The sequence below is a fragment of the uncultured Algibacter sp. genome (assembly GCF_947495675.1).
GTDB lineage: Bacteria > Bacteroidota > Bacteroidia > Flavobacteriales > Flavobacteriaceae > Algibacter_B.
The window spans coordinates 1-18,034 of sequence record NZ_CANLZX010000022.1 but is presented as its reverse complement, the minus strand read 5'-3'; the positions used below and the strand labels follow the sequence as shown (position 1 = coordinate 18,034).

Genomic DNA, 18,034 nt, shown 5'->3' with positions numbered 1-18,034 from the left:
GCTATGGAGCATAATTTAGCAGTAGGATTAGACATAGGAACCACAAAAATTGTGGCAATGATTGGTCGTAAAAATGAGTACGGCAAGGTTGAAATTTTAGGTATAGGTAAATCTAAAAGTTTAGGTGTACATAGAGGTGTTGTAAATAACATTACTCAAACAATTCAGTCTATACAACAAGCTGTTCAAGAAGCAGAAGTAGCAGCAGATTTAAAGATTGATGAGGTTACGGTAGGTATTGCTGGTCAGCATATTCGTAGTTTACAGCATAGTGATTACATAACACGGTCAAATTCTGAAACTGTTATTGATGAAGAAGATATTGATAGATTAATTAACCAAGTTCATAAATTAGTGATGCTACCTGGCGAAGAAATTATTCATGTTTTACCACAAGAGTATAAAGTTGATGGTCAAGCAGAAATAAAAGAGCCAATTGGTATGTATGGAGGTCGCTTAGAAGCTAATTTCCATGTTGTAGTAGGGCAAGTATCTTCTATTAGAAATATTGGGCGTTGTGTACAAAGTTCTGGTCTTGATTTAGAGGGAATAACCCTAGAGCCACTAGCATCAGCAAATGCTGTATTAAGTCAAGAAGAAAAGGAAGCTGGTGTCGCACTAATTGATATAGGTGGAGGAACAACAGATTTAGCAATATTTAGAGATGGTATAATTCGCCATACGGCAGTAATACCTTTTGGAGGTAATGTAATTACAGAAGATATTAAAGAAGGTTGTTCAATTATTGAAAAACAAGCCGAATTATTAAAAATAAAATTTGGTTCTGCCTGGCCAGGTGAAAATAAAGATAATGAGATTGTATCTATCCCAGGATTAAGAGGTAGAGAGCCTAAAGAGATTACTTTAAAAAATCTGTCTAAAATCATCCATGCTCGTGTAGTAGAGATTGTTGAGCAAGTATATGTTGAGATTAAAAATTACGGACACGAAGAACAAAAGAAAAAATTAATAGCTGGTATTGTTTTAACAGGCGGAGGTAGTCAATTAAAACATTTAAAGCAATTAGTAGAATATATTACGGGAATGGATACCAGAATAGGGTATCCTAATGAACACTTAGCTGGCGATAGTGATGATGATATCACAAGCCCTTTATTCGCAACAGCTGTAGGTTTAGTGTTAGACGGATTAAAGCGTCAAGAAAGAAAGAAAATAGAGCAGCAAGAAGATGTAGTAGATGATGAAGAAGCTCCAGAAGTAGAAGAGGTTAAAGAAAAACCTGTTAAGGAAAGACGCTCATTCCTTGATAAATTAACAGAACGCGTTAAAGATTTTTTAGATAACGCAGAGTAATTAAATCCATTGAATTAAAAATTATTAAGTACAAAACCCCAATAAAAACAGAATTTTATGAGCAGCAAAAAAGAATTCGAAACAAGCATTTCATTTGATTTGCCTAAAAATCAATCAAATGTCATTAAAGTCATCGGTGTTGGTGGTGGTGGGAGTAATGCCATTAATCACATGTTCCAACAAGGAATTAAAGGTGTAGATTTTTATATCTGTAATACAGATGCACAAGCACTACAAAATAGTGGTGTGCCAAATAAAATACAATTAGGGTTAAACTTAACCGAAGGGTTAGGAGCTGGCGCTAATCCAGACATAGGTGAGCAATCTGCAGTTGAGAGTTTTGATGATATTTCTCAAATGCTAGATTCTAATACTAAAATGGTCTTTATTACTGCCGGAATGGGAGGTGGAACAGGAACAGGGGCTGCTCCAATTATTGCTAAAATGGCTAAAGATTTAGATATTTTAACAGTAGGTATTGTAACTATGCCTTTTCAGTTTGAAGGAAGAATGCGTATTGAGCAATCACAAAAAGGTATTGAAAAGTTAAGAGATGTTGTTGACTCTTTAATTGTAATTAATAATAATAAACTTCGCGAAGTTTACGGAAACCTTGGGTTTAAAGCAGGTTTCTCGAAAGCTGATGAAGTGTTATCTACTGCTGCTCGTGGTATAGCCGAAGTTATTACACATCATTACACACAAAATATTGATTTACGTGATGCTAAAACGGTATTAAGTAATAGTGGTACTGCTATTATGGGATCTGCCTTGGCATCTGGTCAAAATCGTGCTCAAGATGCTATTCGTAATGCACTTGATTCACCTTTATTAAACGACAATAAAATTACAGGTGCTAAAAATGTATTGCTGCTAATCGTTTCTGGTGCACAAGAAATAACTATTGATGAAATAGGAGAAATTAATGATCATATTCAAAACGAAGCTGGTCATGGCGCAAACATTATTATGGGTGTTGGTGAAGATGAATCTCTAGAAGAATCTATTGCAGTAACAATCATAGCAACTGGGTTTAACATTGAACAACAAGATGAAATTTCTAATACTGAAACTAAAAAAGTAGTACATTCTTTAAGTGAAGAACAAGATTTAGAATCAAAGGTTAAAGAACCAGTTGTTATAGAGCCTATAATAGTATTAGAAGAAAAGAAAGAGGCACCAATTGTTCGTCACACTTTAGATATAGAACCAGAAGAAACAACCATTTTTAAGAAAAAAGAAGAGGTTAAAGAAGTAGAAGTAGATGATGATTTTAAAATAATACCAACTTCAGAAATCATAAAAAACATTAATGTTGTTTATGATGAGGTAAAGGCTAATATCCCCAATGTTAAAGAAGACGAAGATTTTATTATCAAGCCAGTAACTAGAATGGCTACAGATATTGAAAATGTTCAGGATATTGAAGTTATTTCAGATTATATTGAAGAAGAGCAACAAATAACATTAACCTTTGATTTACCATTGTCTACATCAAGTAAAGAAGTAGAGGAAGAAGTAGAAGAAATACAAGAAGATATTATTTCTCATGACTTAACTGATGATATTAAGGATATTGCAGTAAATGATTATGTTGAGTTAATAACAGTAAATGAAACTAATGAAGAAGGAGATATTAGATATGCATTAGATGATTATGTTGAAGTAGAGTCATCTATTAATAAATCACAAAAAGCTGTAAAAGAAGTTTTAGAAGAAGTTGATGAAGAGGTTGTTTTTGAAAAGAAAGTAGTTGTTGAGCCTTCTATAAATGAAGAAGAAACTGAAGAAATCGACCCAATGAATAGTCCAATTTCTGAATTACTGAAAGAACGTGCTGAAGAGCGCAGACGTAAGATGAAAGATTTCAATTATAAATTCAATAATGCAAAAATTGATGATATAGAAAAAGTACCAGCTTATAAGAGACAAGGTGTAGATTTAAATGATGCAAAGCATTCATCTGAAACAGATATGTCAAGAACAAGTATAGGTATAGATGATAATGATGATATTCAATTAAGAAGTAATAATTCATTTCTTCATGATAATGTAGATTGATTAATATGTATTTAACCTAGTGTGTTATTTAGTAACCCGAAAAGTTCCCTCAACTTTTCGGGTTTTTTATTTTTTAAATTTCTTATTCTACCGAATGAGGGAATCTTTTTTTTATCTTCGCATTCGGTAAATATTTAAAAATTATGGGTTTACAACAAGAAGTAATGTCAGCTTTAAAACTAGCTATGAAGTCAAAAGATCAAACTGCTTTAACGGCGTTAAGAGCTGTTAAATCGGCTATTTTATTAGCACAGACAGAAAGTGGTGCTAAAGAAGATTTAACAGAAGAACAAGAGCTTAAAATACTTCAAAAATTAGTTAAGCAACGTAAAGATAGTGCTGCTATTTATTTAGAGCAAGATAGAAAGGATCTAGCTTTGCCAGAAATAGATGAAGCAGAAGTTATAAGCCAGTTTTTACCAGAAGCATTAACCGATGAAGAAATTGAAAAAGTTGTTATTGCTACTATAGATCAAGTAGGAGCAGAGGGTATGAAAGATATGGGGAAAGTCATGGGTATGGTAAGTAAACAATTAGCTGGACAAGCTGATGGGAAAACTATATCTAACATAGTTAAAGCTAAATTATCTTAAGATAATTTACTTTTAACTAATAATGGCCCCGTGGCGCAACTGAATAGCGCATCAGATTTCGGCTCTGAGGGTTACAGGTTTGAATCCTGTCGGGGTCACTAATAAAATAAAGTCTCACTTGAATTTGTCATGTGAGATTTTTTTATTTTAAAAGTAAAAGATAACTGCTATTAAATCTGTCATGATATTTATCATACTATTTCAAGTTTTGGTTTAGTAATTTTAGGAAACTAAACAAAACTTTAATGTCATGATAAGAAAAGAACCAATTTCGATGATAATGACACAGGATGTTATTACATTAAAAAAAACAGATAATTTAGAAACCGCAGAGCAACTTTTTAAGCATCATAAAATAAGACATATTCCTGTTGTTAGTGGGGAATTAATTATTGGCATGTTAAGTTATACAGATTTACTTAGATTAAGTTTTGCAGATGTTACTAATGATAATGATAGTTCTGCAGATCTGATGGTTTATAATACATTTACTATTGGGCAAGTAATGAAAAGAAGTATTGAAACTGTATCTTCATCGAACTCCATAAAAGAAGTTGCAGAAGTATTAGCTACAAAAGAATTCCATGCGCTACCAGTTGTTGATAATAATAAGTTGGTAGGTATAGTAACGACTACAGACCTAATAAAATACTTATTAAAGCAATTTTAAGTCAATTATTAAAAAAATGGTATTTATGACATAAAGCCTCTTGTTAGCAAGTAGTTTTGTTTAATAATTTAAATTATAAAAATCATGAAATCGCATGTGCCAGTTTCTACAATAATGACTAAAAACATTATTGCGATAACAACAGAAGAAGATTTAGAAAGAGTAGAAGATTTATTTAATAGATATAGAATTAGGCATATACCTGTTGTGTCTAATGATATTATAGTTGGAATGTTAAGTTATACAGATTTAATGCGTATTAGTTATGCTGAATCATCAGAAGAAAGCAAATCTGTTGATTCTGTAGTATTTAATTCGTTTACAATTGAGCAAGTTATGGTTAAAGATGTTGTAACCGTTACAAGTGATACTTCTATAAAAGATGTGGCTAAAATTTTAGCAAAAAACGAATTTCATGCTTTGCCAATAGTTGATGATGGAAACTTAATTGGAATAGTGACTTCAACCGATTTATTAAACTACTTAGTAAAACTAATTTAAGAATTGGCAAGTATCTTTAAATCTTTAATAGTTTCAGGTTGATTGCTACTTTTAAAAACATAACTACCGGCTACCAATACATCTGCACCAGCATCAACCAAATGTTTAGCGTTCTTATTAGTGACTCCGCCATCAATTTGAATTTTGGTAGAAGCACCTTTTCTTGAAATCAACTCTTTGAGTTGTTTTACCTTGTTATATGTGTTTTCTATAAAACTTTGACCTCCAAAACCAGGATTAACACTCATAACACATACTAAATCAATATCGTTAATAGTATCTTCTAAGAGGTTAATATTTGTATGAGGATTCAGGGCTACACCAGCTTTCATACCTTCTGCTTTAATAGCTTGTAGTGTTCTGTGTAAATGTGTGCAAGCCTCAAAATGAACAGTTAATACATTGCTCCCTAAATCAGCAAAAGTTTTAATATATCTATCAGGATCTACAATCATTAAGTGCACATCTATAGTTTTGTTGGCGTGTTTGCTAATGGCTTGTAAAACTGGCATGCCAAAAGAAATATTTGGAACAAAAACACCATCCATAATATCAATATGAAACCAATCGGCATCACTTTTGTTAACCATTTCTATGTCACGTTGTAGGTTCGCAAAATCTGCTGCCAGTATTGAGGGTGCAATTAATTTAGAATTCATTTTTTTTTGTTAAAATATAATGCAAAAGTAATTGTTTTAGAATCTATTTAGCTAATGATGCTTATAAAATTTTCAACCATTAAAATTACTTTATTTGCTATTTTATTGTCTGCTTGTTTTAACCAGTTAAGATATTCATTTAATTCATTAAATTCTTGGCTGCTCTTTACTATAGAAAAACCGAAATTGTAATCTTCAAATATCCGTTGTTCAATATTGTTGTTAATTACTTTGATAATATTTTTATGTCTTGTGTCAAATCTAATTTTTTCGTAAGTCATATCAACATGTTCTTCAATGCCTTCTAGTACTTGTAAATAATTACCATTGTGGTATATTAAAATACCCGTAATATTTCGTTTTAAATTATTTTGTTTTGCCTTTAAGTATATTTTTTTAATATCTTCTATAGACTCATATTCTCTAGAGTCACTAATGTAACATATGGTTTTAAGCATTTTGGGTTAAGAGGGTTTTGGTTTATTAAGTTGGTTAAAATAATAATTTGTTTATTTATTACGAAGTTATAAAATAAAAATAAACCCGCGGTAATCAGCCGCGGGTTCTTTCATCAATCAAAAAACGAACAGTTATGTTTTGTAACTGTTGTTACTGTAATTTAGTCGTAATTTTTAGTGATTACTAACCTAAATATGTTTTTAATATTTTACTTCTAGAAGTATGTTTTAGTCTACGAATAGCTTTTTCCTTAATTTGTCTTACACGCTCACGAGTTAAATCGAAAGTCTCACCAATTTCTTCTAAAGTCATTGGGTGTTGGTTACCTAAACCAAAGTATAAACGAATAACATCTGCTTCACGAGGTGTTAATGTTTCTAAAGCACGCTCAATTTCTGTACGTAAAGATTCGTGTAATAACTCTCTATCTGGATTTGGTGACTCACCAGAGTTTAATACATCATATAAATTAGAATCTTCACCTTCAACTAAAGGTGCATCCATACTTACGTGACGTCCAGAGTTTTTCATAGACTCTTTAACATCGTTAATTGTCATATCCAACTCTTTTGCTATTTCTTCAGCAGAAGGTGGGCGTTCATGACTTTGCTCTAAAAAAGCAAATGTTTTATTAATCTTGTTAATAGAACCAATTTTGTTTAAAGGTAAACGTACAATACGCGATTGCTCAGCTAATGCTTGAAGAATCGATTGGCGAATCCACCAAACGGCGTACGATATAAATTTAAAACCACGTGTTTCATCAAAACGTTGTGCAGCTTTAATTAAACCTAGATTACCTTCATTAATTAAATCTGGTAATGTTAAGCCTTGATTTTGGTATTGTTTAGCAACAGATACTACGAAACGTAAATTAGCTTTTGTTAATTTCTCTAAAGCTATCTGATCGCCAGCTTTAATACGTTGTGCTAATTCAACTTCCTCATCGGCTGTAATTAAATCAACCTTACCAATTTCCTGTAGATATTTATCTAACGAAGCGGTTTCTCTATTGGTTACCTGCTTCGTAATTTTAAGTTGTCTCATCTAATGTTGTCCTGAATTTAATTGTGAATAAATAGGTCGTTCAATAGTTATACGCAATATTGTTACTTTTTGTTACAAAAAAGATTAAATTATTTTTAATCCTTTAATTATTAGACGCTAAAATTATTAGTAAGTCACATGTTATTAAATTATTTGAGTATCGCATAAGTGGTTAAAACTATTTTTTATGAGTTTTCATATCTCTATTTAAACTTTCGATGTTTTTAAATAATCCTTATGTTTATTTGCTCTTATTCACTCAAACTAAACGCTTAGTTATTTATAAGTAAAAATATATTTAATCATTAAAAATTAGTTTAGGTTTTTAAGGTTATGTTAAGAAATGTAAAATTAAACGACAAAAATTCCATGAAAAAATCAACCCTAATTGTATTACTTACCTTGTTTATTAGTACTAGTTGCGAAAAAGAAGATGATTTATTTGATATAAATGCTGTACGTGCACCTTTGGTTATTACAAGTCCAAATAATTTTGCAGACCCTAATTTAAATCAACAAGCTAAAGATTTATACGATAGGCTAATAAACATCACACAAAAAGGGATTGCTTTTGGCCAACAACAACCCTTCGGAACTGGTAATGATTTTCCAGTATCAGACAAGTTGCAACCAGATTTTTTTCCAGTAACAGGGGATTATCCTGCTATAGCAGGTTTCGATTTAGAATTAATTAGTCTCCAACCAGATTCAAATACTTCTGGATCTTTTCTAGATGAATTTATTAATAGATTTACTAAAGCAGTAATAGAAGCACATGAAAACGGAAGTATAATTACAATGAGTTGGCACCACGTTAATCCGCAAGGATACAATGCAAGCGGAGAAGAAATTTTTAACGGTGTAGTAGCAAAGTTCTTGGAAGGAGGAGAATTTCGTCAAGAATATATAGAGCGTTTAGCACGAGCTGCAAGATTACTTAATAAATTGGTAGATGCTCATGGTAATTCCATACCCGTGTTATTTAGACCTTGGCACGAAATGAATGGTAATTTTTTTTTCTGGGGAGAAGGTTATAGAACTACAGAAAATTTCGTTCAACTTTGGAAAGATACTATCAAAATTCTATCGGAAGATTTTAATGTACACAATCTTATATATGTATACGCACCTAACTTAGTTTCTAACAAAGCACAATACTTAAAAAATTATCCAGGTGACCAATTTGTTGATATGTTAGGTATAGACGTCTACGATTTTAGAAATAGAAACTTTTTAAATAGTGCAATAAGAAATTTAAAAATTGTAGAAGATATAGCTCTAGAAAAAAACATGCTTTTTGCACTAACAGAAACTGGTTTGGAAAATGTGGTAGATAATACATGGTGGACACAAAGTTTATATAAAGCTATAAGAGCTAGTAGTATTACTTATACCATGGTATGGCGAAATGATATGACCACATTTTTTCATGTGCCTTATCTTGGGCATCCAGCCGAAAATAATTTTAAAGAATTTCTAGAAAAAGAAATTATATTTTTAAGTAGCGATATACTTTAAATCAATTGTGGTTTAATAGAAATAAAATAGCCTGTTTCAAAATTTGAAACAGGCTATTAAAATGTTATAAATAATAAGAATTAATCTTCTTTTTTATTTTCTCTTGGTCTTCTATCGTCTCTGCGATTGTCGCGTCCACGGTTATCTCTACCTCTGTTATCTCTTCCGCCAGAACGTTTATCATCTCTTGGTGGTCTTTCTACATAACCTTCTGGTTTTGGTAAAAGTGCTTTTCTAGATACTTTCTCTTTACGAGTACGTTTGTCTATGCCAAAGTATTTTACATCAAAAACATCGCCCATGTTTACAACATCGCTAACATTTTCAGTACGTTCCCAAGCTAACTCGCTTACGTGTAATAAAACTTCGTTTCCTGGAGCATCAACATATTCAACAACAGCACCAAAATCAAGCATTTTTATTACTTTTACTTCATAAACGCTACCAACTTCAGGCTTAAATAAAATAGCATCAATTTTTGCTAATACAGCATCAATACCTTTTCTTCCAACACCTAAAATTTCAACAATACCTTCCTCAGTAACAGGATCTTCGTTTATAACGATTGTAGTTTCTGTTTCTTTTTGCATTTCTTGAATCACTTTTCCTCCTGGTCCAATTAACGCTCCAATAAATTCATTAGGAACACGTCTAGAAACCATAGTAGGTGCATGATCTTTAACATCTGCATTAGGTGTTTCGATAGTTTCGGTAATTTTACCTAAAATATGTAAACGACCATCGCGCGCTTGTTTTAAGGCATTTACAAGAATTTCGTAAGATAATCCTTTAACTTTAATATCCATTTGGCAAGCCGTAATACCATCAGCAGTACCAGTAACTTTAAAATCCATATCTCCTAAGTGATCCTCATCACCTAAAATATCAGATAAAACAGCATACTTTCCAGATTCAGTATCTGTAATTAATCCCATAGCAATACCAGAAACAGGTTTCTTTAATTGTACACCAGCATCCATCATAGCCATAGTACCAGCACAAACTGTTGCCATAGAAGACGATCCGTTAGATTCTAAAATCTCAGAAACTACACGTACTGTATAAGGACAATCTTCAGGAACCATACCTTTTAAGGCACGTTGCGCTAAGTTACCATGTCCTACCTCACGACGTGAAGTTCCACGTATAGGTCTTGCTTCACCTGTAGAAAAAGGAGGGAAGTTGTAGTGTAAATAGAAACGCTCTTCACCCTCGAATGATGGCATATCTATTTGGTTGGCCTCTCTACTTGTACCTAAAGTAACTGTAGCTAAAGCTTGAGTTTCTCCACGAGTAAATATAGAAGATCCGTGTGTAGAAGGTAAATAATCAACTTCACACCAAATTGGTCTAATTTCATCAGTTTTACGTCCATCTAAACGTAAACCTTCGTTTAAAGTTAAATCTCTAACAGCTGCTTTTTCTGCCTTACTGTAATATTTAGAAATTAATCCACCGTAATCTGCTTGTTCTTCCTCTGAGAAAGATGCAATAATCTCTTCTTTAATTTCGCCAAATGCAGCACTACGCTCATGCTTAGCAGAACCTGCTTGGGCAACAGCATATACTTTATCATATGCCATGTCGTGAATTTTAGCAGCTAAATCAGCATCTTCACGTTCTGGCTCATACTCACGAACTTCTTTTTTACCAAATGCCTCAGCTAATTTTACTTGAGCAGCACATTGTACTTTAATAGCTTCATGTGCAAACTTAATAGCTTCAGTCATTTCCTCTTCAGAAATCTCATCCATTTCACCCTCAACCATCATTACAGAATCAGCCGAAGCTCCAATCATCATATCAATGTCAGACTCCTCTAATTGAGCACGCGTTGGGTTAATAACAAATTCTCCGTTTACACGACCAACTCTAGCTTCAGAAATTGGGCATTCAAAAGGAAAATCAGATAATTGAATAGCTGCCGAAGCCGCTAAACCTGCCATAGCATCTGGCATAACATCATCATCATGAGACATTAACTGGATCATTACCTGAGTTTCAGAGTGGTAATCCTTTGGGAATAACGGACGTAAAACACGGTCCACCAAACGCATTGTTAAAACTTCTCCATCACTAGGTCTTGCTTCTCTTTTAAAGAAACCACCAGGGTAACGTCCTGCAGCTGCAAATTTTTCTCTGTAATCTACCGTTAATGGTAAAAAGTCAACATCAGCTTGTTTGTAGTTGGAAACAACTGTACACAAAAGCATACATTTTCCAGATTGCACAACAACGCTACCATGCGCTTGTTTTGCTAATTTTCCGGTTTCGATAGAAATCTCTCTACCGTCTCCTAGGTCAATGACCTCTTTAAAAACTTTTGGAATCATAAATTTTTTCTTGTAATTCAAGCATATTTATGCTTAAATTATGTTAAACAATGGTCGTTGTGTTGTTGTGTGTAGTTGTTGTGTGTGGCATAACATGCCGTTTTGACCAATGAAAAACTATAACTAGCTTCTTCTAATACGTAGTTTAAACTCTTACGCTCGAGTAATAATTAATAAGTTTAGTAAAAGTAGCGCTTTTGTTATTACATTTCAAAGATTTTTGAAATTATGTAAAGTCAAGCTACAAGAACTAAAACAAAAAACCACGTTTAAAAACGTGGTCTTTTTTATTTTAAGATTATTTTCTTAATCCTAATTCTTTAACTATAGCACGATATCTTAAAATATCTTTCTTAGTTAAGTAATCTAGTAAAGCACGACGCTTTCCTACTAACTTTACTAACGATCGCTCAGTATTATAATCTTTACGATTTTGTTTTAAGTGCTCTGTTAAGTGGTTAATTCTTTGTGTAAATAACGCAATTTGTCCTTCTGCAGAACCGGTATCGTTTTTTCCTTTACCGTGTTTTGCAAACATTTCTTCTTTTGCTTCTTTTGATAAATACATGCTAATATTATTGTAAATGATTTTTATGTACACGAAAGCCTTTCTTTCGAGCGGCAAATATAACACTTTTTTGGTTTTAATTTATTTTTCATTAAATTTTTCTTATGGTGATATTTTTTCTCTTTTTTAATACTAGATTTAACTAATTTAGATGAGACCCTTTAAAAAAAATAAACCTCAAAAAAATATTAAGCATAATAAGAAAAACCGTGTCAATATATATACATATATAAGTGACTTTGTTAAAAAATAAAGTGTCTTATCTAATTAAGAGCTTTTTTTTAAAATAGAGCTAATTAGTTTTTTCGTTCATTGAAGAAAGTTTTTTCTTATTTAAAAGGTTTTTAAGGCTATTTTATCGTATTTTTAGTGATTTAATCTATGATTTTATGTTTTTCTTATAATTTATTAATTATAATATTTTCATTTCTATTTTAGATTATAAATAGCAAAAGATTGACAAAAAACTACAATATTAATAATAGTTAATTTTTAAAGTGTTTAGTACATAAAATTTATTACATGAAGAACATCTACATTTCCAAAAAAATAATTAATCTAAACAGTATAGGGATTTTCTTTATAGCTGTTTTTTTACTTCATAGTTTTTCTGCTGAAGCTCAAGACTGTTCTCCTAATGCTGGTTCAGATCAGGTTATTTGTTCTGATAGTGTTTTAACACTTTCTGGTTCGGTTTCAAGCCCAGGTAGTAGTCCTTATACAGGTTCTCAATGGATTCAAATTAGCGGACCTTCTGTAATTATAGAAAATCCTAATGATTTAACTACTAATGTTATTGGTTATGTTGGTGGGCAAACTTATGGGTTTAGATTAATTGGTAATTGTGGATTAGGTGGAAATAACCAAGATGATATGGAGGTATTAGTACAGCCAATTACAGATGCAATTATTACTAATGGAGATATTGTATCCTGTCCATCTAATGGCACAATCGTTTTAAACGGTAGTGTACCTCAGTTTGGAGAAGATGTAAGATGGGTTGTTGATGGTGCAAATGCAGCAGGTGTAGTCTTTAGTGTTAATGATCAAAGTACGACTTCCATCACTTTGCCAGAAGGAAGTTGTGGGTCTTCTGTTATTCAATATTCAATAATAAATCCAGATGCTTTAGGAACTAATTTAGATTGTGTTTCTACTGCTCAAATTACAATAACTAATTATGGAGGAGAAGAAATAGTAGATGCTGGTCCAGATCAAAACTTAAATCAATGCTATACCGCTACACAATCTACAAACCTTTTAGGTAGTTTTGGTGGTTGTGGTTTAGGAGGGCAAGAAGGTACATGGTCTTTTGTTAGTGGACCTACATCACCTACGATTTCATCTCCAAATACAGCAAATACTGTGGTATCGCCTTTAACTGCTGGTACATATGTGTTTAGGTGGAGTGTTAGTGGCCCATGTGTGAATGGGAGTGACACAGTAACTGTGGTAGTTCCAGACCCAACACAAGATATAACAACTTCAACTATAAATAATAATGATATTATATTTTGTGATACTACAATTAGTCAAACTACATTAGTAGGTACCGAACCTACATATGCAGGAGAAGAAGTGTTGTGGGAATATACTGGTTCTGACCCAGATATTGTTATTGATGATCCTACAAATCCAACCACCTTGATTTCTGGTCTAGATAGCGCAAATGATCCATATACGTTTACTTATACAATAACGAATCCTAATACTGTAACAGTAGATATGCCTGCATGTAATTCTATTGAAACAGTTTTAGTTCGGTATTTGAGTGCCACACCAACTATATCACTTAATGCAGTAAATGGAGGGAATGATATTATTGGAGAGTGTAATGTTTTTGAAATACCAATTCCTGTTGCAACTACTGGGGGTACCACTACTGTTTATAGTATAGTTAGTGGGCCATCAGATAATTTAAACATCCCTGCCGCAGTAACTTATCCAACTCCATATCAAGAATTTGGAACTGGAACTTTTGTTGGTGGTGAGTTTACATTAGATTTTTTAGACCAATTTGGGTTAGGCAGTATAAATGAACTTCCAATAGGAATGTATACAATTGCTTTTAGACAAGAAACAAGAGGAGATTTATTGACATCATGTTCTGATGCGACAAGTACTATTAATGTCGTTATAACCAGAAGTGCAACTTCACCATCTGCTGGAGGAGATGTAGTTTTAGATTGTAATTATAATGATGCTACTGGTGCTAATTTATCTGGTAACCCAATAACAGTTGGTTCTTCAATTTGGTCCCAAATTGGTGGTCCAGCAACTACAATTATTGATGATCCTTATGCTCAAAGTATTAATATTACTAATATTACAGTACCTGGAATCTATACATATAGATATAATGTAACTGGTGGTCCTTCTGTTGGTTGTCAAGCAACTCCAGATGATGTAACAATTACACTAAATTCAAATACTATACCTACGCCAGCATTATTTACTGTTACTTCAGGAGGTATATGTTCTGGAACGAATTTTCAGGTAAGTGCTGAAGATCCTACTGTTGGTACAATAGGTGAGTGGTCGATTACTCCAGCAGGTCCAAGTTTTTTAGATATTAACGATCCAAATACTCAAATAATAGATTTAGCATCAAATGAAACATATACTATTACTTGGACAGTTTCATTAATAAATGCAGTAGGTGCAACTTGTCCAACACCAGAAAGTGTATCTGTTAATATCACAACTAATGATACACAAGGACCGCAAAATGTCTCTGCTGGTCCTGATGATTGTTTAGATGCTAGTAGTTTGAATTATGTGCTATCTGGAAGTGCTCCAGATACTGTAAGTGGTGAAACTGGCTTGTGGTCTAGTTTAGATGCTGGTGTAAGTTTTGTAGATGATACAGCTAATAATACTCAAGTAACATTTCCAGCTACAGGATCATATATATTGACATGGACTGTTACAAATGGACCAAGTGGTTGTCAACCTGTTTCTGATACTGTTGAAATAACAATCGCAGATGACCCTATTTCAGATGCTGGAGTAGATCAAACGGGCTGTCAAACAACATTTACTATGGATGCTCTAGATCCGTTACCAACAGGAAATACCGGACAATGGGTTTTAAATCAAGGTCCAGGTGGTTTTTCATTTGTAGATGATACCAACCCTAATAGTGATGTAAGTTTTACGTATTCGGGTACTTATGTGTTTGATTGGGTAGTGACTCGAGGTAGTGGTAATTGCCCCAATAGTTCAGCTACAAGTAGTGTTACTTTAAATGTGGGTATACCAACAAGTATTCCTACAGTTATACAAGATGATATAAATGTATGTAATGCAACTTCGGTTTTACTGGAGGCAGTTCCGGTGACTAACCCTGCAGAAGAGATTGGGTATTGGACTGTAGAATCTGGGGCTCCTAGTCTTCCATCATTTTCTGATGTTAATAGTCCAACAGCAACAGTTTCTAATTTAGTAACTGGAACTTATAATTTTAAGTGGAATATAGTTGGAAGTGCGCTTTGTACACCACCACTTTCAGACGATGTACAAGTTGAAGTTGCAGCTCCAGCCTCTGGTGGAGGTAATCAAGAATTATGTGCTGCAACTAGTGTATTGTTAGAAGGTACAGTAGGTTCAACAGGAACTTGGACACAAGTATCTACTACAGGAACAAATTCAATAATTACAAATACAGGGCCAAATACTGCAAGTGCAACTATTACTCCTGGTACGGAATATCAATTCCAATACGAAGCAAACGATGTTATTTTTAATACAAATACTGGTACAGGGCCAGCAAGCTGTGATCCAGGAACAGATGTAATAACTGTTAGTACTATAACACAACCACCTGAACCAGATGCTGGTCCAGATCAAATGAAATGTTTAGATGATCCAGTAGTTAATGAAGTAACGTTAGCAGGATCAGACCCATCGTTAATTGGTGGTACTCCTACAGTAACAGGGCAATGGGAAGTTGTGTTTCCTGTTGGAGGTGGTGGAGCTACCTTTGCAGATGCAACCCAATTTGATACGACAATGACAATACCAACTTCAGGGTTATATATTTTAGAATGGACATATACAAAAGGTGCATGTATAAAATTAACAGATGTTGTAAGAATTGAAGCGTTTGATCCACCAAGTGATGCTATTGCTGGTCCAAATCAGCCTAATGCATGTCAGTTTGATGCACAATTAGCTGCAACACCACCTGCTATTGGTATAGGGACTTGGTCTTTCTTTGATTCAGATAATAACACAGGAAATGGTATTGATGGAGATCCATCAAATGGTGTAGTAGTTATAGATAGCCCAAATTCTCCAACAACAACACTTTCTAATATTCCAGATAATATAAATACACCTTATACATTAGTATGGACAGTTTCAAATGGAGGTCCTTTTCCATTAAGCCCAGGTTCATTGTGTGACCCAAAAACAGATACTGTAGATATCACTTTTCCAGATGCTAGACCTTCACCGGCTGTTGCAGGTACAGATCAAGATATTTGTGCAAACCAAACCATGATGGGTGCTACAACTTTAACAGAAGGAACAGGTACGTGGAGTCAAATTTCTGGGCCTAGTGCATCAACTATTTTATCTCCTAATTTCGAAAATACAACCATAACAAATTTAGTTATGGGTACATATATATATGAGTGGTCGGTGACTAATGGAGGCTGTACATTAACAGATACTGTTCAGGTTATTGTAAATCAACAAATGACTAATGCAGAAGCTGGTCCAAATCAATTAGTTGCCATATCTAGCCCTGTGAGTTTAAATGCAGTAGCTGCCGGTGCAGGAGTTACTGGTACTTGGAGTCAAGTGTCAGGGCCTACTATAGCTAATTTTGTAAATCCTAATTCTGAAACATCTCAAGTTACTGGATTAACTATTGGAATTTATGAATTTGAATGGTCACTTTCTAATGGTCAATGTTTTGATGCTTCAGATAGTATGATTTTAGAAGTAGTTGGGATTTCAGACCTAGAACTTACTAAAACTGTAACACCTACTTCGGTAAATGTTGGAGATACAGTAACTTTTCAAATAGATGTTTTGAATAATGATGCCGATGCTTTAAATATGGATGCAACTGGAGTTTCAGTTGAGGATGTATTACCAATTGGTTATACTCTTGTGCCAGGAACCGTTTCAAATTCAGGTAGTTTTGATGCAGGAACTCAAACCGTAACTTGGTCAAATTTAGATATATCCAATGGAGCAACATTATCATTAACATTTAATGCTACAGTAAATGCTACCGGTTCTTATGTGAATATTGCGCAAATTACAGATAGTGATAATATAGATCCAGATAGTGATCCAAGTACAGATGAAACTGTAGATGAAGATGGTGATGCTGATGGTGATGATGATGATGAAGATACCGCAACAATTACTATAGAATCTGCTGATTTATCATTACAAAAAACAGTTTCTCCAACTAATGTGAGTATTGGCGATACGGTTGTATTTACAATAACAGTTTCTAATTCAGGAGTTAATACGGCAACAAACGTTGAAGTCTTAGATCAATTACCTAGTGGTTACATATATCAAAGTAATGATTTAGGAACTGCTTATAATTCAAATACAGGTTTATGGACAGTTGGTTCTGTAACCACAGCAATACCACAAGTTTTAAATATTACAGCTGTAGTAGCTGCGCCTACAGGTGTAATTAATGAATACCTTAATACGGCACAAGTAACTGCAAGTGATCAAAATGATCCAAATAGTACTCCTAATAATGATGATGGAACTCAAGCAGAAGATGACGAAGACAATGCTCAAATTGTTTTAGAAGTAGCGGATTTACAATTATCAAAAACAGTATTACCAGTTTCTGGTTCTGTTGGAGATACAGTAACATATACCATACTATTAGAAAATTTTGGACCAGGAGATGCGACAGGTGTCGATATTGAAGACCTTTTACCTTCTGGTTTAGATTTAGTTCCTGGAAGTATATCTGATTCTGGTGTGTATGTAGTTGGTAATAAGTCTATTATATGGAGTGATTTGGCATTGGTAAATGGTTTGTCAAGAACAGTAACTTATGATGCTACCATTAATAATTCAGGTAATTATACTAATAATGTACAAATAATTGCAAGTGATTTAGATGATCCTGATAGTGATCCAAATACCGATGCAACTGTTGATGAAGACAATTTAGATGGAGATAACGATCCAACAACTGGCGGAGATGATGATGATGAAGATACGGCAATATTTACAATTCAATCTGCCGATTTAGCATTAGCAAAAGGAATAAGTGCGACAAGTAGTGCGACACCAAATGTAGGGGATACGGTAACCTTCGA

General features: G+C 33.4%; 11 protein-coding genes, 1 tRNA gene and 1 pseudogene. 8 read left to right on the top strand and 5 right to left on the bottom strand.

The genetic code is table 11. The annotated features are described in order from the left end of the window. Positions 1-3 precede the first annotated feature (3 nt). The 6 genes from ftsA to Q0842_RS14055 all read left to right on the top strand — a co-directional run bounded on the left by ftsA (position 4) and on the right by Q0842_RS14055 (position 5,139). A complete protein-coding gene (gene ftsA, locus Q0842_RS14080; protein ID WP_298499465.1) occupies positions 4-1,314 on the top strand; it encodes a cell division protein FtsA in 1,311 nt (436 codons plus the stop codon). Positions 1,315-1,371: 57 nt separating this feature from the next. Continuing rightward, entirely contained in the window at positions 1,372-3,375 is a 2,004-nt protein-coding gene (gene ftsZ, locus Q0842_RS14075) for a cell division protein FtsZ (RefSeq protein ID WP_298499461.1), read from the top strand. Between the two features lie 143 nt (positions 3,376-3,518). After that, entirely contained in the window at positions 3,519-3,968 is a 450-nt protein-coding gene (locus tag Q0842_RS14070) for a GatB/YqeY domain-containing protein (protein ID WP_298499458.1), read from the top strand. A gap of 24 nt (positions 3,969-3,992) precedes the next feature. Beyond that, positions 3,993-4,066, top strand: a tRNA-Arg gene (locus Q0842_RS14065). A gap of 152 nt (positions 4,067-4,218) precedes the next feature. Next, a complete protein-coding gene (locus Q0842_RS14060; RefSeq protein ID WP_298499455.1) occupies positions 4,219-4,638 on the top strand; it encodes a CBS domain-containing protein in 420 nt (139 codons plus the stop codon). 84 nt (positions 4,639-4,722) lie between these two features. Further along, positions 4,723-5,139, top strand: coding sequence for a CBS domain-containing protein (locus tag Q0842_RS14055; RefSeq protein ID WP_298499452.1), 417 nt, complete (start codon positions 4,723-4,725; stop codon positions 5,137-5,139). Here Q0842_RS14055 and rpe read toward each other — a convergent pair. The 3 genes from rpe to Q0842_RS14040 all read right to left on the bottom strand — a co-directional run bounded on the left by rpe (position 5,136) and on the right by Q0842_RS14040 (position 7,304). After that, positions 5,136-5,798, bottom strand: coding sequence for a ribulose-phosphate 3-epimerase (gene rpe, locus Q0842_RS14050; protein WP_298499449.1), 663 nt, complete (start codon positions 5,796-5,798; stop codon positions 5,136-5,138). The two genes, Q0842_RS14055 and rpe, sit on opposite strands and share 4 nt — an antisense overlap. A 47-nt stretch (positions 5,799-5,845) precedes the next feature. Continuing rightward, positions 5,846-6,256 carry a BLUF domain-containing protein gene (locus tag Q0842_RS14045; RefSeq protein WP_298499446.1) on the bottom strand — a complete coding sequence of 137 codons (411 nt, stop codon included), beginning with the start codon at positions 6,254-6,256 and terminating at the stop codon, positions 5,846-5,848. A gap of 184 nt (positions 6,257-6,440) precedes the next feature. After that, a complete protein-coding gene (locus Q0842_RS14040; protein ID WP_034041378.1) occupies positions 6,441-7,304 on the bottom strand; it encodes a sigma-70 family RNA polymerase sigma factor in 864 nt (287 codons plus the stop codon). 369 nt (positions 7,305-7,673) lie between these two features. Here Q0842_RS14040 and Q0842_RS14035 point away from each other — a divergent pair, with 369 nt between their 5' ends. Continuing rightward, positions 7,674-8,822 carry a glycoside hydrolase family 26 protein gene (locus Q0842_RS14035; RefSeq protein ID WP_298499426.1) on the top strand — a complete coding sequence of 383 codons (1,149 nt, stop codon included), beginning with the start codon at positions 7,674-7,676 and terminating at the stop codon, positions 8,820-8,822. A gap of 80 nt (positions 8,823-8,902) precedes the next feature. Here the strand turns inward: Q0842_RS14035 and Q0842_RS14030 are convergent, their stop codons facing one another. Continuing rightward, complete coding sequence (locus Q0842_RS14030) at positions 8,903-11,155, bottom strand: polyribonucleotide nucleotidyltransferase (protein ID WP_298499423.1); 2,253 nt, start codon at positions 11,153-11,155, stop codon at positions 8,903-8,905. Positions 11,156-11,453: 298 nt separating this feature from the next. Next, positions 11,454-11,723: a 30S ribosomal protein S15 gene (rpsO, locus tag Q0842_RS14025; protein ID WP_298499421.1), complete on the bottom strand. Its 270-nt coding sequence runs from the start codon at positions 11,721-11,723 to the stop codon at positions 11,454-11,456. Between the two features lie 522 nt (positions 11,724-12,245). On the opposite strand from rpsO, the pseudogene Q0842_RS14020 reads away from it, so the two are divergent. Next, positions 12,246-18,034 (top strand): annotated as a pseudogene (locus Q0842_RS14020) (hypothetical protein); the annotation flags it as partial.